Raw genomic sequence first — 17,398 nt, 5'->3', positions numbered from 1 at the left:
TCTACCGATCAACTGGAGCAAACAGACGACGAAATTCCGGTCTCGTACTTTGTCTCCATTAAATTCATAGTATGCCAATCTTATAATCGCTTCATTATGAACATATTGAAGTGCATTCGAATCTGATTTTCACTGGAGACAGCCTATTAACTTGACCAGCTTACATTCGATCTTTAATCGACTACATCTTATGAAAAACACACTGAAATCATAGCAGGAGAACAGCGCTGCTATGCGATATCAAATTGCTTATTTAACACGGTCAAGCTACTACTATGCACGTTATAGCTGTAATTTATAGTTGTCAAATTTGCTATTTTATCTAAAAATGGAATTTATGCATCTTTTTTTAGCGATGTATCGTAAACATGGAAGTCATACTATCGATCAGCAAAAGGGAGTGAGCACAAACGGATGTACAATCCACTATGTTACATAGAATGGTCAGAACAGGAAGAACGCGAGTTAGGCATGATTTATGAATATGCTGCTGTGGCGCAGGAAGAACTGTTTTTGTACAAGCTAGTTGATTCGATTAAGCTGCACCACCGTATCTGGGTGCATGTATCGCATGAAACCGAAGATGATCAACGTCATACTATTTATGTGCGCCCGTTCGCAGACGAGCTGCCTGCCCCGTATCAGCAACAACTAGCACGCACCATTTCCGGGCAAAAAGATTATCCTACCCGTTTGGAGCTGGAATATTGGCTTTGGAACGGTCGTCAGTTTGAGCGCCGGGAAAAGGCGACCCGCTGGATGTCGACGCTCGAGATGGCAAAGGTATTACTCGATCATTATCGCACCGAGGCTGGGATCACGTACGAGCTGCTCTATATTACATTGGATGCAGATCGACAAAAGGTAATGATTTTTATGAGCGAGGTGGATGTGTAAATGGAAGCGAATCGTTCTCACGATAAAACGGAAGCTATGGCAATACAGCCAACCGCAGCCCATATCGGCACACCTGCCATATATGGAGCGGAGTCCGAGCCAGCTGCCGATCATACACATCATACCGACAATGTGCATAGCAAACGAGCGCGGATGGTGGCGTTTTCGCTATTACTGACTGTGCCTGTAGCGCTAACGGCATGTGCGGATAATGATGAAGCAAATTGTCAGTATGATCAGAATGGCAATCCGTACAATTGCAATACGTATTCCAGCCATTCTTCAAGCGGTTCTTCCAGCAGTCGCTATTACAAACATAGCAGCTCGTCCGATTCACATAGCGGTTTTGGCAGCTCTGGCTCGTTTTTCTCGTCTTTTGGAGGGTGATGTGATGCGCACGATGTACAATCTGAATGTGCCACATAGCCAACTGTTCGTCGATGAACTGACAGAGCGGATTCCGTATCATACGATGTATGGCAAGCCGTATTGTTTGCCAGCGCTCACAATCTATAGTGCAGCGGAATATGCGGCGCTTGCGCTTGCCTGTGAACGCGTGCATGGACTGTATCGCAAAACATTGCAATTTGTGCAACAGCACTTACCGCACAGCTATCTGACCGATCAGCTTGCTATTCATCCCGTGCTGGCGCGGATCGCCTGTCTGCCGGTAAACTGGGACGGTCTGACACGAATGGACTGGATTATCGGCACAGATGGACAACTCAAATGTATCGAAAACAATACGGAAACACCGACCGGCATTCCCGAAACCGCCTATTTGGAAGCCAAACTGCTCCATTATGCACGTGAATTCCATCCTGCTTCAGCACAGATGAATGATTGTCTGCAAACGATGTTTGTGACCGCTGTACAGTATTATCGGCAACGCGGGTTAGGCGGCAAACTGTATATGACCAGCTATGATTGGCATGACGAAGATCGTATCAACACATTGTATATGTTAGAGCAATGTCAACTTGCTGGTATCGAAGCGGAATTTGTACCGCTAGAGCAGCTCCGTATCGTGCCCCATGAAGGACTGTATAGCGGTGATGCGCGGATTGAGCTGTTATATCGACTGTACCCGCTGGAATATTTGGTAGAGGATCGCGAACAAAACAGCGGACGCCTAGTCGGGCTTGATCTGTTGGAATTGATCGAAGCAGGCAAGCTTGGTTTGATCAATCCGGTACAGCATATTATTACGCAGAGCAAAGGCTTTGTCGCCACGCTCTGGTCGCTGTATGAACGCAATGACGAGTTAGTCGATTATGCTGGCTTTCGGCTGTTTACGCCCGAGGAATGCAGCTGGATCGAACGGTATATGCTGCCGACTTATTTTACACCAGAGCCATTTATACAAACAGGCATCCCTTATGTCAGCAAAAGTTATTTTGGGCGTGAAGGGCAAGGCACAGAGCTTGTGGAACAGCCGGGGATGATCACCGTGTCCGACCAAAAAGAAGTGACGGCGACAGCGCAACAAGCAGCACCTGAGCATGGAGCGCTGGAACAGAAAGCCGCTGAACAGCAAGAAACTGAGTATAAAGTGCCTGAGCATAATGCGTCCCAGCATAATGCGTCTGAGTACAATACATCTGAGCGCAATGCGTCTGAACACAAGACGTATGAGCATAATGCGTCTGAGCAAAATACGTCCCGGCACAATGCGTCCCAGTACCAAACATCGGAGTATACAGCGCAGGGTGATGAAACTTCAAACGCGTTATCCTATTTATCCAATCCATATTCGCTTGGCGCCTCCCATTCATCGCTACTGAACGGCGATGCCGCAGCAGTGGATTGGGAGTCATTATCGCCCGCCGAGCTGGAGCAACTCGAGCTGGCAGCAACCGCCGCCTATTATGCCGAACAGCCGAAGATTTACCAGCAGCTACAGCCGATGGAGCAGGTTTGTGTCGAAACGGCGGATGGTATGTACGAAGGTTATTTGCTGACCGGAGCATTTGTAATCGGCGGACGATTTGCCGGGCTATTGCCGCGCATCGGCAGCAAAGTGACCGACAATCTGGCGTATTATTGTGCCGCAGCCGTGCGCCCGGATGCAGGTACCGACCACGACACTGGCAAACATACGGATGCGGCGGATACATAAACCGCTCCCCACTTGACTAGCGTGTCCAAAACTGCCGCCCCTGAAAAGGACATCTGCGTGCAAACTATTGATTTGAACCATTTATTTTGAGGAGGACATTCCATTGAAAAACTTTGCCAATGATCTGATACATGTAGGGATCGGGCTAGTCATCTTATTCGCTGTTTTGCTGGTAGGGTATTATATTTTTAGCCTGCTCACTCGTTATAACGACAATAAGCAAATTGCCGAGGGCAATGAAGCGGCAGGTATGTATATGGGCAGTAAGCTGCTCGGTCTATGTATTATTGTCGGACTCGTTTCGATCAACTCTAATAACTGGCTCGATGTGATCGTCTGGTCGGCGGTTGGGATCGTTGTGCTTTGTCTCGTGTATGTTATTTTTGATCTCGTTACGCCGCGTACTAAAGTATGTCAACAGATTGAAAATGGCAATATGGCGGTTGCTCAATTGCTGCGTTCACTTATTATCGGTATTTCGTTTGTCATTGGCACGTTTGTGATGTAAATTGCACCGCACATAAACAAACAGGCTCTCTATCCCCGTGTAAGGATTAGAGAGCCTGTTTATTTATTTAACAGCAATTGCAGCGGCACTTAGTAAGATGTCTCCATGAACAAGCAGGTTCGAACGCATTTCAACGTGTTCATGATGAAGCGATCATAACATAGGCATACTATGAATTTAGTTGAGACAATCTACTACCTTGACCGAGATTAATTTGATTTTTGAAGCTGGCTCAAGCTCTTAGTGATGAAGATTTCAGTAGATAATCAAAGTTAACCTTTAACTTGATCTTCGTACTAAGCTAACGACAACCGATCCGGTAATGACTGTATCTTATACTCTACATACTATACAGTTGCACACTGCATCACATCGTATGCCTGACATAAGACACGCTCTGTATTGTACTACGCTCCAATCAGGACGCTACATATCCGTACGAGCCGAATTTGAATGTTTTTGGATCATACCATTTGTAGCCTGCATCCGGTGCTGCCCACGGTTCTTTTTGTGGTTCGGTCGATGTGGATGGGTTTTCGATCGATAGCAGTGATGTTTTGCTGTCCAGTGTCAGACCGCTCACTTGGGTGAAATCGGTATAGCTTTCCTTTTGTGCCAGCCAGCGTACCGTGTTTACGAGCAGTGTGGAATCGTCCACTTCTTTGAAGCCATCGTACGTTTTTTTCGTCTGTCCGTTTTCTTCGCGTTTGTACTTTGGTGTCGCATCTTCCACCGGCGAGGAATCACCGATAAAAGCTGCTTTGCCGCTGCCCAGCTTGGAGATTGCCGCATATGGCCCTTCGGCACGTCCGCCGCCATTGTATACGCCTTGGTCAACCGCATTGCCCCATTTGGATACGCCTGTTGGGATGTAAACGATCCCTTTTGCCTTATTCGGATCGATAATCGCCAGTGTCGAACCGGCATGCATCGCTACCGAGCTAACGCCTTGTGTAATGCCAAACGATTGGGCTGGCGCTACGATATCGGTCGCGTTCACATCGCCAAGTGCATTGTAACGGAAACGAATACCAAAATTGCTGCCAAGCCAGTCAGAGCTGCTCACATTTTGCATCGCCGGCGAGTTCGCTTCTTCGCTGCTCATGCCGAGTGCTGGATTGTTGTAAGCGCCACGACGATAGCCGTTCATCGCTTCAGAACCATCCCAGCGGTTTTTGTTGCGATCGGCATTGTAATGGTCACCGATGAAGAAAATGCTGCCGCCTGCTTTCACATATTGCAACATCGCTGCTTGCTCGCTCGTTTTGAATGGCACGTTTGGCTCAGCGAGCACGAATACGTCATAGTTTTTCAGTTTGTCATAGGTGATCGCCTGTTCGCCAAATGTATACGGAATCGAGCGCTCCAATGCGTCTACTGTAAAGCCGTCAGCGCGCAGTGCGCTGGCAAAGTCGGAGAAACCGCCGTCAATGACCCAGTCCGCCGCACCGGCAGTTTGCGCATGGGAGTTGTCGAACAATACTTTTTTGCCTGATCCATTCGGCGGTGTGGTACCTGGATCAGGATTTGGTGTTGGCGTTGTGCTGTCGCCGCCTAATGTGATTGCGGTTGGGCTTTTTACGCCTGCAAAATTGTTATATGTACCCGCTGTGCCGGTAACGGTAACCGTTTTGCCGACTAGACCCGGATTCGTTTGCAGTCCGAATTGGGAGCGATACGACGATGTGATTTGTACGTCCAGCAGCTTGCTTGTATTCGTTTCGCTGCTGCTATCTGCCAATAGGACGTTAAAGTCATTGGCAAATGGACTTTTGAAATTCGCCGTCTGCGAGCCGCTTGCATGACCGACTATAATACCGGTGACTGTAATTGTACCGCCATTTTGCGCTTGAATTGCCTGTGCTACCGTTAATGCGTCTGCTGCCTTTACCTGCTGTGGCACAATCGTCAATAACGAGGTGACCGCCAGCAATGCTGTCAGTACGATTGCTGACAGTCTTTTGTTCATCTGATGCTTCATAAGCACGCCTCCTGTACCCGCATGTATGGGCAAAATGTGATTCTTTAATAAAGATAATTCTTTTTTATCTAGCAAATTCCTCTTTTATGTAAAAATTTAATAAAATTTACTTTTGTAATAGTGGAAAGTGGACAAATCGCGTGAATTTCGCTAAAATGTCCAATGTGTCAATCATCCTACCTTTCAACTAAACCATCGAAACATAGCCGATTAACGGCGAATTTCATCATTTACGTACCACATCTACACGGAGGCGATTTATATTTTTGATAAATTAGAGAAAAAGTCACTCGTAGAGCAGCTTTGCGAACGACTGGAACAACAAATTCGCAGCGGTGTTTGGAAAGTAGGCATGCGCATTCCGAAAGAAGCCGATCTGATGGAGCAATTCGGCGTCAGCCGTAATACATTGCGCGAAGCGGTGCGGGCGCTCGTGCATGTAGGGCTGTTGTCGACACGCCAGGGCGACGGTACATTTGTCGTTGCCGACAGCCCGCTAGGACCTGTGTTGCAAAAGCGACTTAGCAGCTCAAGTGCGATTGAGATGTTGGAAGTGCGTCATGCGCTTGAGCGGGAAGCGGTAATGCTGGCGTGTGAGCGGCGTACGGAACAACAGCTTGCCACGATGGATCGTTATGCAGAGCGATGTGAGCAATATCGAGCGAACAGGCAGATTGAGCGCTTTGTCGATGTCGATATGCAGCTTCATCAAACGATTGTAGCGGCAGCGGGTAATCCGTTGTTGGTCGATCTGTATCAACATCTGTTTGAACGTATTCAAATGTCGATTATGAGCACGACCGAAGTCGATGATAACGGGCATGATCATACCGGGCATCGCAATTTAATTGCCGCGATTCGCAAGCGCGATGAAGCGCAGGCAGCGGCGATTGTCGACGATTATATTCAGCATTTTAAAAGTAAGCTGGCAGAAGGGAAGCACACATTATGAACAATCCGTTACAACCACCCGGCACGTCCGCCCATTTGCGCAATCCGGCGTTTCTGCTGTTTTGTATTTTGTTCGTTTCGTTTAATATGCGCAGTCCGATTACCGGGCTAAGTCCGCTGCTTGATCTAATTCGCGGCGATTTCCCGATTTCCAATACGATGGCAGGCTTTTTGACGACGATTCCGTTGCTGGCGTTTGCACTATTATCGCCGTTTGTGGCGAAAATGGCAGGCAGTTATGGGATGGAGAAAATTATTTTCGGCTCGTTGATCGTGCTTGTGATCGGCGGCTGGCTGCGTCCGTTTGGCGGGTTGACCATGCTGATCCTCGGTACATTTTTGACAGGGCTGGCGATTGCGGTCGTAAACGTCATTTTGCCGGGGCTGATTAAACGTGAATTTCCGCATCGGATCGGTTTGATGACGAGCATTTATTCGATCTGTACGAATGTGTTTGCCGCGCTAGCGTCTGCGGTCAGTTTACCATTGGCACTGAATGGTGGGTTAGGCTGGAAAGGATCGATTTTGACGTGGACGGTGCTTGCTACGGTGGCGCTGCTGCTCTGGACGACACAGTTACGTCATAACCGGGTCGCTCGCCTTGCTGCACGCGCCAAACATGCTGGACAAAGTGTATGGCGTTCACCGCTGGCGTGGAAAATTACGTTTTTTATGGGCATGCAGTCGTTGATCTTTTACGTATCGATCGCCTGGTTGCCAGATATTTTGCAGCAGCAAGGGCTAACCCGATTGCAGGCAGGTTATATGCTGTCACTGATGCAATTTTCGATGTTGCCGTTTAATTTTATGGTGCCGATTCTGGCGGCACGTCTTGCCACGCAGCGCTTGCTCGTGCTGGTGACGGTCGTGCTATATTTGATCGGACTTGCCGGGCTGATTTGGGGTGGCGGTCATATGGTGTTCATTGCGATCAGCCTCATTCTAATCGGCATCGCGGGTGCCGCCTCATTCAGTCTGTCGATGATGTTTTTCAATTTGCGTACCCGTACGCCAGAGCAGGCGACCGAAGTGTCCGGGATGGCGCAATCGATCGGCTATTTGCTGGCGGCGTGCGGGCCGACATTGTTCGGTATTTTGCATGATCTGTCCGGGAGCTGGACAGCACCGCTATTTCTACTCGTCATCGCGGCGCTTACACTGCTCTATACAGGAATTGGCGCAGCCAGCCCAGGTTATATCGATCACCGTACAGATGTAAAAAGTACACAACTATAGATTAATAACTATAAAATAGGGTATGTTGTATAAGTGAGCTGTTTATGTAAAACCGAAGGAGGAATCATCCATGACAACACATATCAAAGCAACCGCCAAGCTGAACAACGGTGTGGAAATGCCGTGGTTCGGATTGGGCGTATGGCAGGTAGAAGAAGGCGAGGATGCAACCCAATCGGTGCATGCCGCGCTAAAAGCAGGCTATATTTCGATCGATACGGCTGCCGCTTACAAAAATGAAGAAAGTGTCGGCAAAGCGATTCGCGAATCCGACATCCCACGCGAGCAATTGTTTATTACGTCCAAGCTGTGGAATGCCGATCAAGGCTATGACTCGACATTGGCGGCGTTTGATGCCACGATGGACAAGCTTGGATTGGATGTACTCGATCTGTATCTAATCCATTGGCCAGTTAAAGGCAAATATAAAGACTCCTGGCGTGCGATGGAAAAGCTGTACAAAGATGGTCGCATTCGGGCGATCGGCGTAAGTAATTTCCAGCCGCATCATCTGGACGATCTGCTCGCGGATGCCGAAGTGACACCTGCGGTCAATCAGGTGGAATTCCATCCGCTGCTGACGCAAAACGAACTGCTCGACTACTGTGTGCAAAAAGGCATTCAAGTGGAGGCATGGTCACCGCTCGCACGCGGCAAGCTGTTCGACAATGAAGTGGTGAAAACGATCGCGGACAAATACGGCAAAAGCCCTGCCCAAGTGCTATTGCGCTGGGTACTCGACAAAGGTGTCGTCGTGCTAACCCGTTCGGTCAAACCAGAGCGCATCGCGGACAACGCCGATATTTTCGACTTCCAGTTGACGATCGACGAGATCGACCAGCTAAGCGCACTGAACAAAAATGAACGTACCGGCCCAGACCCGGATAATTTTAATTTTTGATGGGATGATTGGATGCAAGGAGCAGGCTCCGTTAAGCGGGAGTCTGCTCTTTTTGATGGTAATTTACTATTGATATGAAAGATTATATTAGGAATGAATTATGTTATGATGAGTTTGAAATAAGCATGGCAAAAATCAAGTGCTAAACCAGTTCAATATTTGTTATCTAAGCTTATGAAGGAGGTAACCCATTGAATCCAATTCGGGATTTATATATAGACGGATACCGTGGTATCCAACAATTAGAATTAAAACAATTCAGCCAAATCAATCTCATTATCGGTCAAAATAATCTCGGTAAAACGTCCATTTTAGAAAGTATCGAACTGTTATCCAGACCGGGCGATGTATCGCAGTTCATTTCCACCTCGAGAAGCCGAGATCGAATGACGGTTATGCTTTCTAAAAATAGACTGCCTGTAATAGATCACGTTCTGTGGACATTTCCGATCCAATCCCATCTTTCTTTTAATCAGATCATAAGAAATCCAATACGTTTGCGAGCAAATGGTAAATTAGGACATAGTGGATATCAAAACATCGAATATACGATAAACTATGAACAGTCCTCAGCCTTTCCTACTCATGAACAGATAGACAAAACAATGGATATCGATGATTATGATCTTGCCCTAGGAGAATTTGAAGAAAATCGAGTATTGGAATTATATTTCAGCCTAAAAAAAGATAATATTTGGGAAGAAGAACAAAGTACAATTACCGACAATCTGCGAATGTCTAATCAAAATACGATCCAAGTAGCAAAAGTGCCTAGTCAGAAGAAAAGTCCGTTATTTAAATATAAATCAGTCTCTCCAATCGATCATCGCATACTGCCCGTTTCTCCAACATTCATCACTGAAAGTATTATATCTGGTGAGGAAAATAGCATTATTCAACTATTGCAACAATTTGACGCAGACATCGAAGGCATCGAATTGCTTGCTCCATCTGTAAATAGTACCGTTCCTTATTTCAAGCATCGTACAATGGGGTTTGTACCTATTACCGTATATGGTGACGGTGTAAGAAGAATTTTAACGATTGCTACTGCCATGATTAGAGCACGTAATGGGCTGTTATTAATTGACGAGGTGGAAACAGCGATTCACTCCAAATTATTAAAGAAATTTTTCAATTGGCTCGTAACGAACTGTAAAGTATATAACATACAGCTATTTATTACGACGCACAGTTTAGAAGCTATCGATGCTATTCTTTCTGCCGATCAAGCACATTTGAACGAAATGACAACGTATAGATTAGAAAGATCAAAAGACAGAGACAAAACCGTGGCAAAACGATTTATTGGAGAAGATATGTATGCGTTAAGATATGAATTAGGTCAGGATGTGAGATAACGTTGCACTATTCTTATATAATGGTTGAGGGTCCGCACGATATTGAAGTAGTTGGCAGAATTTTAAAATTTTATGGCTTGGATCGTGTTAAACATATCGACGATTTACAATCGTACTGGCAAGATGTTATACCGAATAAATTTCCTCATCAAGGAAATCTTTTGGCTAGAGTGCCGATTCCGATCTTTTTTCAAAATGACCATTATTCTATAGCGATCCATTCAGCGGGCGGTATTTCAAAAATTCCGAAACTGTTACGATTAACACTGCTGAATATATTAAGCAAAGAAAACGAGTTTTTGAATTCGATTGGTGTAATTATCGATGCAGACACATTAGATGCTGTGCAAAGCTTTAGTAAAATATTGCCTGGCTTAATCGATGCGCATGAACATTTTGCCGAATTAACCTCCCCTGGTCAGGTTAAACATACTGCACCTAATATTGGCGTCCATATTTTCCCGGACAACATCCATAAAGGTACATTGGAAGATATGTTACTTCAAGCAGCTGAAGTCGTATACTCGGATATTTTGAACAGCGCGACAAACTATGTCGATCATACGCATGATATATACAAACATAAATGGGGCATAACTGATCGCTCCAAAATTATAGTCGGCTGTATCGCCAATATTTTGAAGCCGGGGAAAGCCAATCAAGTATCGATCCAAGACAATGATTGGATATCAACAATGACCAGGCAATTGGCATCGGTAAAAAGCCTTGACGATTTCTTGAAATCTTTACTGCAATTGTAATCAACTAATTGGATAACCAGGTTAACAACTAACCTTTGTCAGAAACGAGCCAATAAAAAAAGCTCCCGTCGCCTGCGGAAGCTATCATTCATGCTATTCAAGTATGTGTCCATCATTGAATCTTATCGGTCGTGCTGATGGATAATCGTTTACATTTGCGCTTACATCGAACCTACGATTGAACTGCGAGTGCCTAGTAATGTTTGTTTTAAATGATTGTACTGATTAAGTATAGAGTCCACTCTTCTCGACTGGTCCAATACGCGGTGGTCATGAAGATCATAACATTGTACCATGTCATTAAGTTCCCGGCGCTCAATTTCGATATATTCTTCCATCTGCTTAAGCTCTGTCAAGAAACTCACCTCCTGCCGCGATATTTAAAAGGAACAGAAGTACGGATGCATCAAGTCGGTTTTCTCTTTATTTCCTTTGCTTGTATCTGTTACTCTGTCTACGAATTTTACCAAACGATTCCTAATTCTACCATATCAGATTTACATACACTTTAACTTTTAAAGTAAGTTGTGACCAGGTAGTAACTACGCGCAGACGTATATTTCACTCTCTGTTGTCAATTTAATGATGAAGTAAACATAGTGCACACTAACGATGATCACTAGCAGAAATAATCAAGGCGACTCATGCAAAAAATCCGTGATCATTAAAAACACCGGCGACACGAACGACAATGAGCCGCCGCATCACCGGCTATGATCGTTGTACAATGCATGCGTAACGTTGCTTTGTCTAGATCGGCTGTTTGCGCATCATTATATTCGCTACATCTACGCGCTTCGTCAACAAACCGCCGCTTATTCGACAATCGTATTCGTCAGCGGCCCGCTGCCCAGATGACCGGAGCGATTCACCTTCGTTTTTAAATATTTTTCGTTGAATTCGGAAATGTCACCCCAGAGTGGGATACGACCGCTTACACCTGCACCGGAACGTTTTAATGCGTCCAGCTTGCGCGGATTGTTCGTGATCAACGTAACCGGCAACTGGCGCAGCTGATTGAGTACGGCGATCGCATCGTCATAGTTGCGCATATCGTCTTCAAAACCGAGCTCCAAATTGGCTTCGACTGTATCCAAGCCTTGCTCCTGCAATACATATGCCATCGCTTTGCTAAACAGTCCGATCCCGCGTCCTTCATGATTGGCAAGATAGAACAATGCACCTGTACCGTGCGCAGCGATCATTTTCATCGATTGTTTCAACTGGTAGCCACAGTCACAGCGCTTGCTGCCAAAAATATCGCCGGTATGGCAAATGCTATGCATCCGAATAAGCGCATCCGGCGCGCCTTGGAAATCGCCGTAGACGAGCACACTCGATTGCTGTGCTTCCGCCAGATTAGACGAAGACAGCATATCGATAATCGCCGCATGATCCATATTCGGATTGCCGCATTCCGCACCCGGCATACTGTCACAGCGCAGCCAGCAATACCATTGAAAGATCACCGTTTCTCCATCTAAATTAACAGGCAACCGAATCGGGCCGACCAAATAGATCGATTTGTCCTGACTCGGTACGATTTGAATGCGATCTTTAAGCGCTTCGGTGATTTGGGGATTAATCATTGTAAATTACCTCCGGTTATGTGTATCTTGTCAGTGATACATACGTGTAATAGGGCAAATTGGATGATAGTACATGATGACTGCAATCCAGTACACCTCTGCTACCGATCCATTAAAACCGATATAAGAGCTGCCTAAATGAACTAGCTAACGACGATGTGCCGGATTCATATTCAGAGCTGATACGCCGGGAATTGACCGCTAAAGCTGGATTCACGGGCAAATTGGCTGTCCAGCTCAGCGCGTGTTTCCTGACGACGCAGTTGTTCAAATGGCTTCAACCGTGCTAGCCCAGTGTCACCTGCCTGTAATGCATCCAGCAGCAGCGGCGCCAACACATGCGCATCTTTCATCGCGCTGTTCACACCGATCGCGCCGGTCGGGCTGAACGTATGCGCCGCATCACCCATAATGACGAGACCAGGCTGTACCCATGTGTCACATAGACAGCTCTGTACTTTGAGCAACACAAAGTCGTTCCATGCCCGCAGATGACGCCGTACAGTCTGTTCCAATTCGGGAAACGATTCGATCAGCGCTTCGGTAAACGGTTCAACCGGTGTCTTGCGCAACATGGGAAAGCTGTCTTGTTCGATATTCCAGCCAATCTGAATATAGCCTCCCTGCTGGCTGAATAGCGCCAACTGTGATTGCTGGGTAAATGCCATACGCACGGTAGCAGGCCAACCGGTCGGTGCCGGAATGCGCGCCCAGAGCAGATCGAAGCCATGTTTCAAAATTTGCGCGCTAATACCTGCCAGCTTGCGCACGGTGGAATAACGTCCGTCCGCACCGATGACCAGTTTGCTGCGAATATGCATTTCTTCACCTTGATGACGCACTTTTACCCCGTTTACCGCACCGCTAACCGGATCATGCAGCAGCTCAGTCACACTGCTGTCCATCATCAGACGATAATTAGAATAGGGGACGGATTGACCGATCAGCACCTGCAGCAAATTTTTTTGCGGAACATGGATACCGGTATGCCGCTCGCCGGGAGCTGGCAAGATCGTTTTGACGATGCGTCCCTGCTGAAAATATTCTACACGTTCCATCAGCAAAAGTCCTGCTTGCTGTACATGTGCATACAGACCATGCTCTCTTAAAATCTGTTCGCCCTGCGCATTTAAATGCTCGCCACGAAACTCTTTATCGATGCCAGCATGCCGTTCCAGCAAGATCACGTCTACACCGCTGGCAGCAAGCAAATAGCCAAGCAGCGCTCCACCTGGCCCTGCACCGACAATCGTTACGTCTGCATATAAGCTCATCGGTTTCTCCTTTCCACCTCGTTTTTAGTATCTTTATTTGTAGTAGCAACATATTTAAATGAATATTACTTACTTTTAATAAGTAAAGTATATGAAATAACAATTCCTTTGTCAATATCGTCAGCAACGTGCCAAAAAGCCAGGGAATTACGTGTCCCTGACTTCCATATCGGCTTCTGGATCGGTTTCCGGATCAGCTTGCGGCTGCAAATGAATCGGTATATTGCCAATATGCAGCAGCGCTTCTCTCATCCCTTCCAGATCAAGACCATCCGCAGCAAATGCCTGGCGCACGAGCCCTGGCTGTACAAATTCATCATATTTGCCCAGATAAGGCGCTTCTTCATCACCAAGCAATTGCTCCGCAAAATCGATGCGCTGGCATTCGGCAATCATCTCAGCGAGCAATTCATACGCATCCGCACGACCGGAGACGACCAAATAATACGGCTCCATCGGCGTCACTGCGCGCAGTCCAAGCCGCTCCGCCAAATTGTGCTTGAGCAAACGTTCCAGCGTACGAAACGGCTTGCTGCCCATCCACGGCAACACAAAGCAGGAATCGCCGCCAGCAGGCAATACCGGCGTTTGCAGCAGCCCTGTTTCGCGTGCCAATCTGCGCGCACGTTCCAGACGTGCCGCCGCATTCGGAGCGAGATACGCATACAGCTCGGTCGAAGCGAGAATATCGCGAATTTTTTGCATAACTCGAGTGTCCACATCGCCGCCTGCACCGAGCCAGAGCGTATCGACTTTACCTTGCGACGATTTCACATAGACCGCTTTATGGCGGCTATCGATCTCCTCCACTTTCCAAAGCTTACCGGCGAGCGAAAAGCAATAACCCGGCGGCGGTACGGTCGTAATCGAACCGATTTCCTCGGAGCCGTTGTAGACGACGTGTTCCTCATCGTCTTTGAACACCGCATAAAAGCGGAAATTGTTGACGATTTTCTCGCCTGCCATGCCGATAATGAGCGTGCCTTCCTCGGTCTGCTCAATATGATCCAATTGCAACAAATAACGCAAAAACTGTTGATACTGCTCGACCGTAAATGCGCGAAATGGCGGCAGCGTCATAATCGCACGCGCCAGCTCGGCAGGTTCGGCTTCGCCCATACTTTTGAGCGTACTCATCGTCTGATGATACAAAATGCCGATCGGCAACCGACGCGCCTGAAACGGCTCCACCCAGCGATCGCGCACATACAGCTCAATGACTGCAATCGCGCGCAGCATCATCCACGGCATGCGCGCCGGAAGCTGAGCTTCTTCATCTTCTTCCTCCGGGCAGACGAAGATCATTTCCGATACCGCACCTTCACGTCGCCCGGAACGTCCGAGCCGCTGCACAAAGCTGGAGCATGAGTACGGCGCGCCGAGTTGGATGACCCGTTCCAACTCCCCTAGATCGATCCCGAGTTCTAGCGTCAGCGTTGCCGCTGCGACCGCCGGGCCATAACCTTCACGTAAAGCTGCTTCCGCTTCCTCACGCAACATCGCTGAAATGCTGCCATGATGCACATGGAAAATGTCCGGCTCTTGTCGTTTGGCAGCGACGCGCCGCATTTCCAATGTTAAATATTCCGCATCCGAGCGGCTGTTAGTGAAAATAAGCGCCTTTTTGCGATGCGTCTGGTCGTAAATGAAGTTATGGTACGCCTGCTGCGCATATTCCAGCTGCTGCGCCTGCTCCTCATTGCGCGCATCAGGGAAGGAGAAATGTTCCACACTGAGACGCAGACGGCGCGAGCCTTGCGGCGATACGACTTCTACCGGTTGCCCTGTATCCGAACTAAGCCATGCGCATGCACTGTCGTAATCGCTTAGCGTCGCTGACAGACCAATCCGCTGCGGACGGCAACCTGCCATACGCTGAATGCGCGATAGCTGCGCCAGCACTTGTACGCCGCGATCGACACCCATAAACGCATGCACTTCATCGACGACGATATAACGCAAATCACCGAACAGCGCCGGAATCGCATTCGGCTTGTTCATCAATAGCCCTTCCAGCGATTCCGGCGTAATTTGCAAAATGCCAGACGGGTTTTGCACCAGCTTTGTTTTGTGCGATTGCGGCACATCGCCATGCCAATGCCAGACCGGAATGTCGGCATCGCGCAGCACGCCTTTCAACCGTTCGTACTGATCATTAATAAGCGCCTTCAGCGGCCCGATGTACAAAATGCCGACCGAGCTGGAAGGCTGCTCATACAGCGCCGTCAACGCCGGAAAAAACGCCGCTTCCGTTTTGCCGGACGCGGTGCCGGAGGCGATCAACAGATGATGTGGCGTATCTAACAACACACGGCACGCTTCCACCTGCGCCTCACGCAGCTCCTTCCAACCGCTGCGATAAATGTATTCCTGAATAAACGGTGCGAGCCGATAAAACGGATGCCCGCTCACAGGTCAAACTCCGCCAGAAAATCATCCACTTCATCCGCTTGCGCCGGTGCTACTCCGCGTGCAGTCGTATGATTGGTATTTGCATTCGCCACATGCCCTGGGGTAGTCCCTGGACGATCATCCGTCATCGCAGGTGCTGTCGGAGCTGCCGCCAGTTCACCTAGCAACAGTTCAAAGCTCAATTCCTCGTTAAAATGGAGCGTATTCAGCAGATCGACAAAATCGCGCACAACTTCGCGCGGCGTAAGCAGCTCATCCGCACCGAGCCGCCCGACCGCAGTCTGCATAAAAGCGACTAGTTGCCCTTGTTCTAGCACAGCGTCATATTTATAATGCTGGCTATGAATATCGCGCAGCTTTTGCAGCATTAGCAATATTTCTTCAGGAGACAGCATGTCCAGCCGTATGACCGGGCCGGCAAAATTTTTCGTGCCACTCGTCATAAACCGACTTTCCGCCAGCCGTGAACGCAGCGCTTCATAGCTGTACAAGCCACGGCGCGGGTCTTCGACAAACTGCGGCGTACCGCCGACAAACACACCTAAATGCCCCGCTTTTCCTTGCATCGTATCGTTAAAAATCGTCAGCAGTTTCTCATAGTTGCTCTGACGTGCCACACTATTGGAAATTTTGTACAAATTAACGCCTTCGTCGACAAACAGCAGCAATCCTTTGTACCCGATCCGTGCCGCAAACTCTGCCCACAGCTTCATATAGTCGTACCAGCCGTCATCGTCAATAATGACGCCTACATTCAGCTCACGCTTCGCTTCGGTACGCGTCTGGTATTCACCGCGCAGCCAGCGCAATGCCGCTTGTTTGAGCGCATCTTCGCTTAGTCGGATGCCTTGCCAGTAAGCCGACAATACTTTGGCAAAATCAAACCCATGTACCCAGCCTTCCATCTCCGCGGTCACCGCATGGATACGGCGCTGCACTTCGCTACCAATCGTCGGATCATCCGCACCGATACGCTGCTCATCCATCACCTGCTGTTGCAGTGTAGAAATCCATTTTTGCAGCATCGATTCCAGCGCACCACCGTCTGGACGGGTACGAGTGGACAAATTGGTCATCAGTTCGCGATACGTCGCTAACCCTTGCCCTTTGGCACCAGTCAGCCGGCGTTCGGGCGACAGATCGCCATCGGCAACGATAAAACCGCGATCCATCGCATAATTGCGCACCATTTGCAGCAGAAAGCTTTTCCCGCTACCATAGCGTCCAGTAATGAGTTTGAACGCAGCGCCGCCATCAGCAACATTGTCCAGCTCACGTAAAATGGACTCAATCTCATATTTGCGTCCGACCGCGATATGCTCCAGTCCGATTCTCGGCACCACACCTGCGGCAAACGAGTTTACCAGTGCGGTCGTGACGCGTTTTGGTATTTTCACATCATTCATTT

At 48.1% G+C, this 17,398-nt stretch carries 15 protein-coding genes; 9 read left to right on the top strand and 6 right to left on the bottom strand.

The features are described 5' to 3' along the window. Positions 1 to 414 precede the first annotated feature (414 nt). The 4 genes from U1I11_RS17180 (at position 415) to U1I11_RS17165 (ending at position 3,524) form a co-directional block, all read left to right on the top strand. Positions 415 to 897 carry a hypothetical protein gene (locus U1I11_RS17180; RefSeq protein WP_322907355.1) on the top strand — a complete coding sequence of 161 codons (483 nt, stop codon included), beginning with the start codon at positions 415 to 417 and terminating at the stop codon, positions 895 to 897. Then, positions 898 to 1,284, top strand: a complete 387-nt coding sequence (locus U1I11_RS17175) for a hypothetical protein (protein WP_322907354.1) — start codon at positions 898 to 900, stop codon at positions 1,282 to 1,284. A gap of 4 nt (positions 1,285 to 1,288) precedes the next feature. Next, positions 1,289 to 3,016 (top strand): glutathionylspermidine synthase family protein, encoded by a 1,728-nt coding sequence (locus U1I11_RS17170; protein ID WP_322907353.1) that lies wholly within the window; start codon positions 1,289 to 1,291, stop codon positions 3,014 to 3,016. Positions 3,017 to 3,119: 103 nt separating this feature from the next. Then, a complete protein-coding gene (locus U1I11_RS17165; protein WP_322907352.1) occupies positions 3,120 to 3,524 on the top strand; it encodes a DUF350 domain-containing protein in 405 nt (134 codons plus the stop codon). Positions 3,525 to 3,942: 418 nt separating this feature from the next. Here the strand turns inward: U1I11_RS17165 and U1I11_RS17160 are convergent, their stop codons facing one another. After that, positions 3,943 to 5,505: a DUF6359 domain-containing protein gene (locus U1I11_RS17160; RefSeq protein WP_322907351.1), complete on the bottom strand. Its 1,563-nt coding sequence runs from the start codon at positions 5,503 to 5,505 to the stop codon at positions 3,943 to 3,945. Between the two features lie 262 nt (positions 5,506 to 5,767). On the opposite strand from U1I11_RS17160, the gene U1I11_RS17155 reads away from it, so the two are divergent. The 5 genes from U1I11_RS17155 to U1I11_RS17135 all read left to right on the top strand — a co-directional run bounded on the left by U1I11_RS17155 (position 5,768) and on the right by U1I11_RS17135 (position 10,715). Beyond that, positions 5,768 to 6,457: a FadR/GntR family transcriptional regulator gene (locus U1I11_RS17155; protein ID WP_322907379.1), complete on the top strand. Its 690-nt coding sequence runs from the start codon at positions 5,768 to 5,770 to the stop codon at positions 6,455 to 6,457. Then, complete coding sequence (locus tag U1I11_RS17150) at positions 6,454 to 7,692, top strand: CynX/NimT family MFS transporter (RefSeq protein WP_322907350.1); 1,239 nt, start codon at positions 6,454 to 6,456, stop codon at positions 7,690 to 7,692. The genes U1I11_RS17155 and U1I11_RS17150 overlap by 4 nt, the downstream gene beginning before the upstream one ends. A gap of 70 nt (positions 7,693 to 7,762) precedes the next feature. Next, complete coding sequence (locus U1I11_RS17145; protein WP_322907349.1) at positions 7,763 to 8,593, top strand: aldo/keto reductase; 831 nt, start codon at positions 7,763 to 7,765, stop codon at positions 8,591 to 8,593. Between the two features lie 191 nt (positions 8,594 to 8,784). Beyond that, on the top strand, positions 8,785 to 9,954 hold the full coding sequence (locus U1I11_RS17140; RefSeq protein WP_322907348.1) for an AAA family ATPase: 1,170 nt from the start codon (positions 8,785 to 8,787) through the stop codon (positions 9,952 to 9,954). Between the two features lie 20 nt (positions 9,955 to 9,974). Then, entirely contained in the window at positions 9,975 to 10,715 is a 741-nt protein-coding gene (locus tag U1I11_RS17135) for a DUF3226 domain-containing protein (protein ID WP_322907378.1), read from the top strand. Between the two features lie 161 nt (positions 10,716 to 10,876). Here U1I11_RS17135 and U1I11_RS17130 read toward each other — a convergent pair whose 3' ends face one another. From U1I11_RS17130 to U1I11_RS17110, 5 genes are all read right to left on the bottom strand, one after another. Continuing rightward, complete coding sequence (locus tag U1I11_RS17130) at positions 10,877 to 11,071, bottom strand: aspartyl-phosphate phosphatase Spo0E family protein (protein WP_322907347.1); 195 nt, start codon at positions 11,069 to 11,071, stop codon at positions 10,877 to 10,879. 459 nt (positions 11,072 to 11,530) lie between these two features. After that, entirely contained in the window at positions 11,531 to 12,304 is a 774-nt protein-coding gene (locus tag U1I11_RS17125) for a GTP cyclohydrolase II (RefSeq protein WP_322907346.1), read from the bottom strand. A gap of 173 nt (positions 12,305 to 12,477) precedes the next feature. Continuing rightward, complete coding sequence (locus U1I11_RS17120) at positions 12,478 to 13,578, bottom strand: FAD-dependent monooxygenase (protein WP_322907345.1); 1,101 nt, start codon at positions 13,576 to 13,578, stop codon at positions 12,478 to 12,480. A 147-nt stretch (positions 13,579 to 13,725) separates the two neighbouring features. Continuing rightward, positions 13,726 to 15,990, bottom strand: coding sequence for a DEAD/DEAH box helicase (locus tag U1I11_RS17115; protein WP_322907344.1), 2,265 nt, complete (start codon positions 15,988 to 15,990; stop codon positions 13,726 to 13,728). After that, positions 15,987 to 17,396, bottom strand: coding sequence for an ATP-binding protein (locus U1I11_RS17110; RefSeq protein ID WP_322907343.1), 1,410 nt, complete (start codon positions 17,394 to 17,396; stop codon positions 15,987 to 15,989). Before U1I11_RS17110 ends, U1I11_RS17115 begins: the two co-directional genes overlap by 4 nt. Positions 17,397 to 17,398 lie beyond the last annotated feature (2 nt).

The organism is Paenibacillus campi, from assembly GCF_034659835.1.
GTDB lineage: Bacteria > Bacillota > Bacilli > Paenibacillales > Paenibacillaceae > Saccharibacillus > Saccharibacillus campi.
This window is presented reverse-complemented; position numbering and strand designations above follow the sequence as displayed.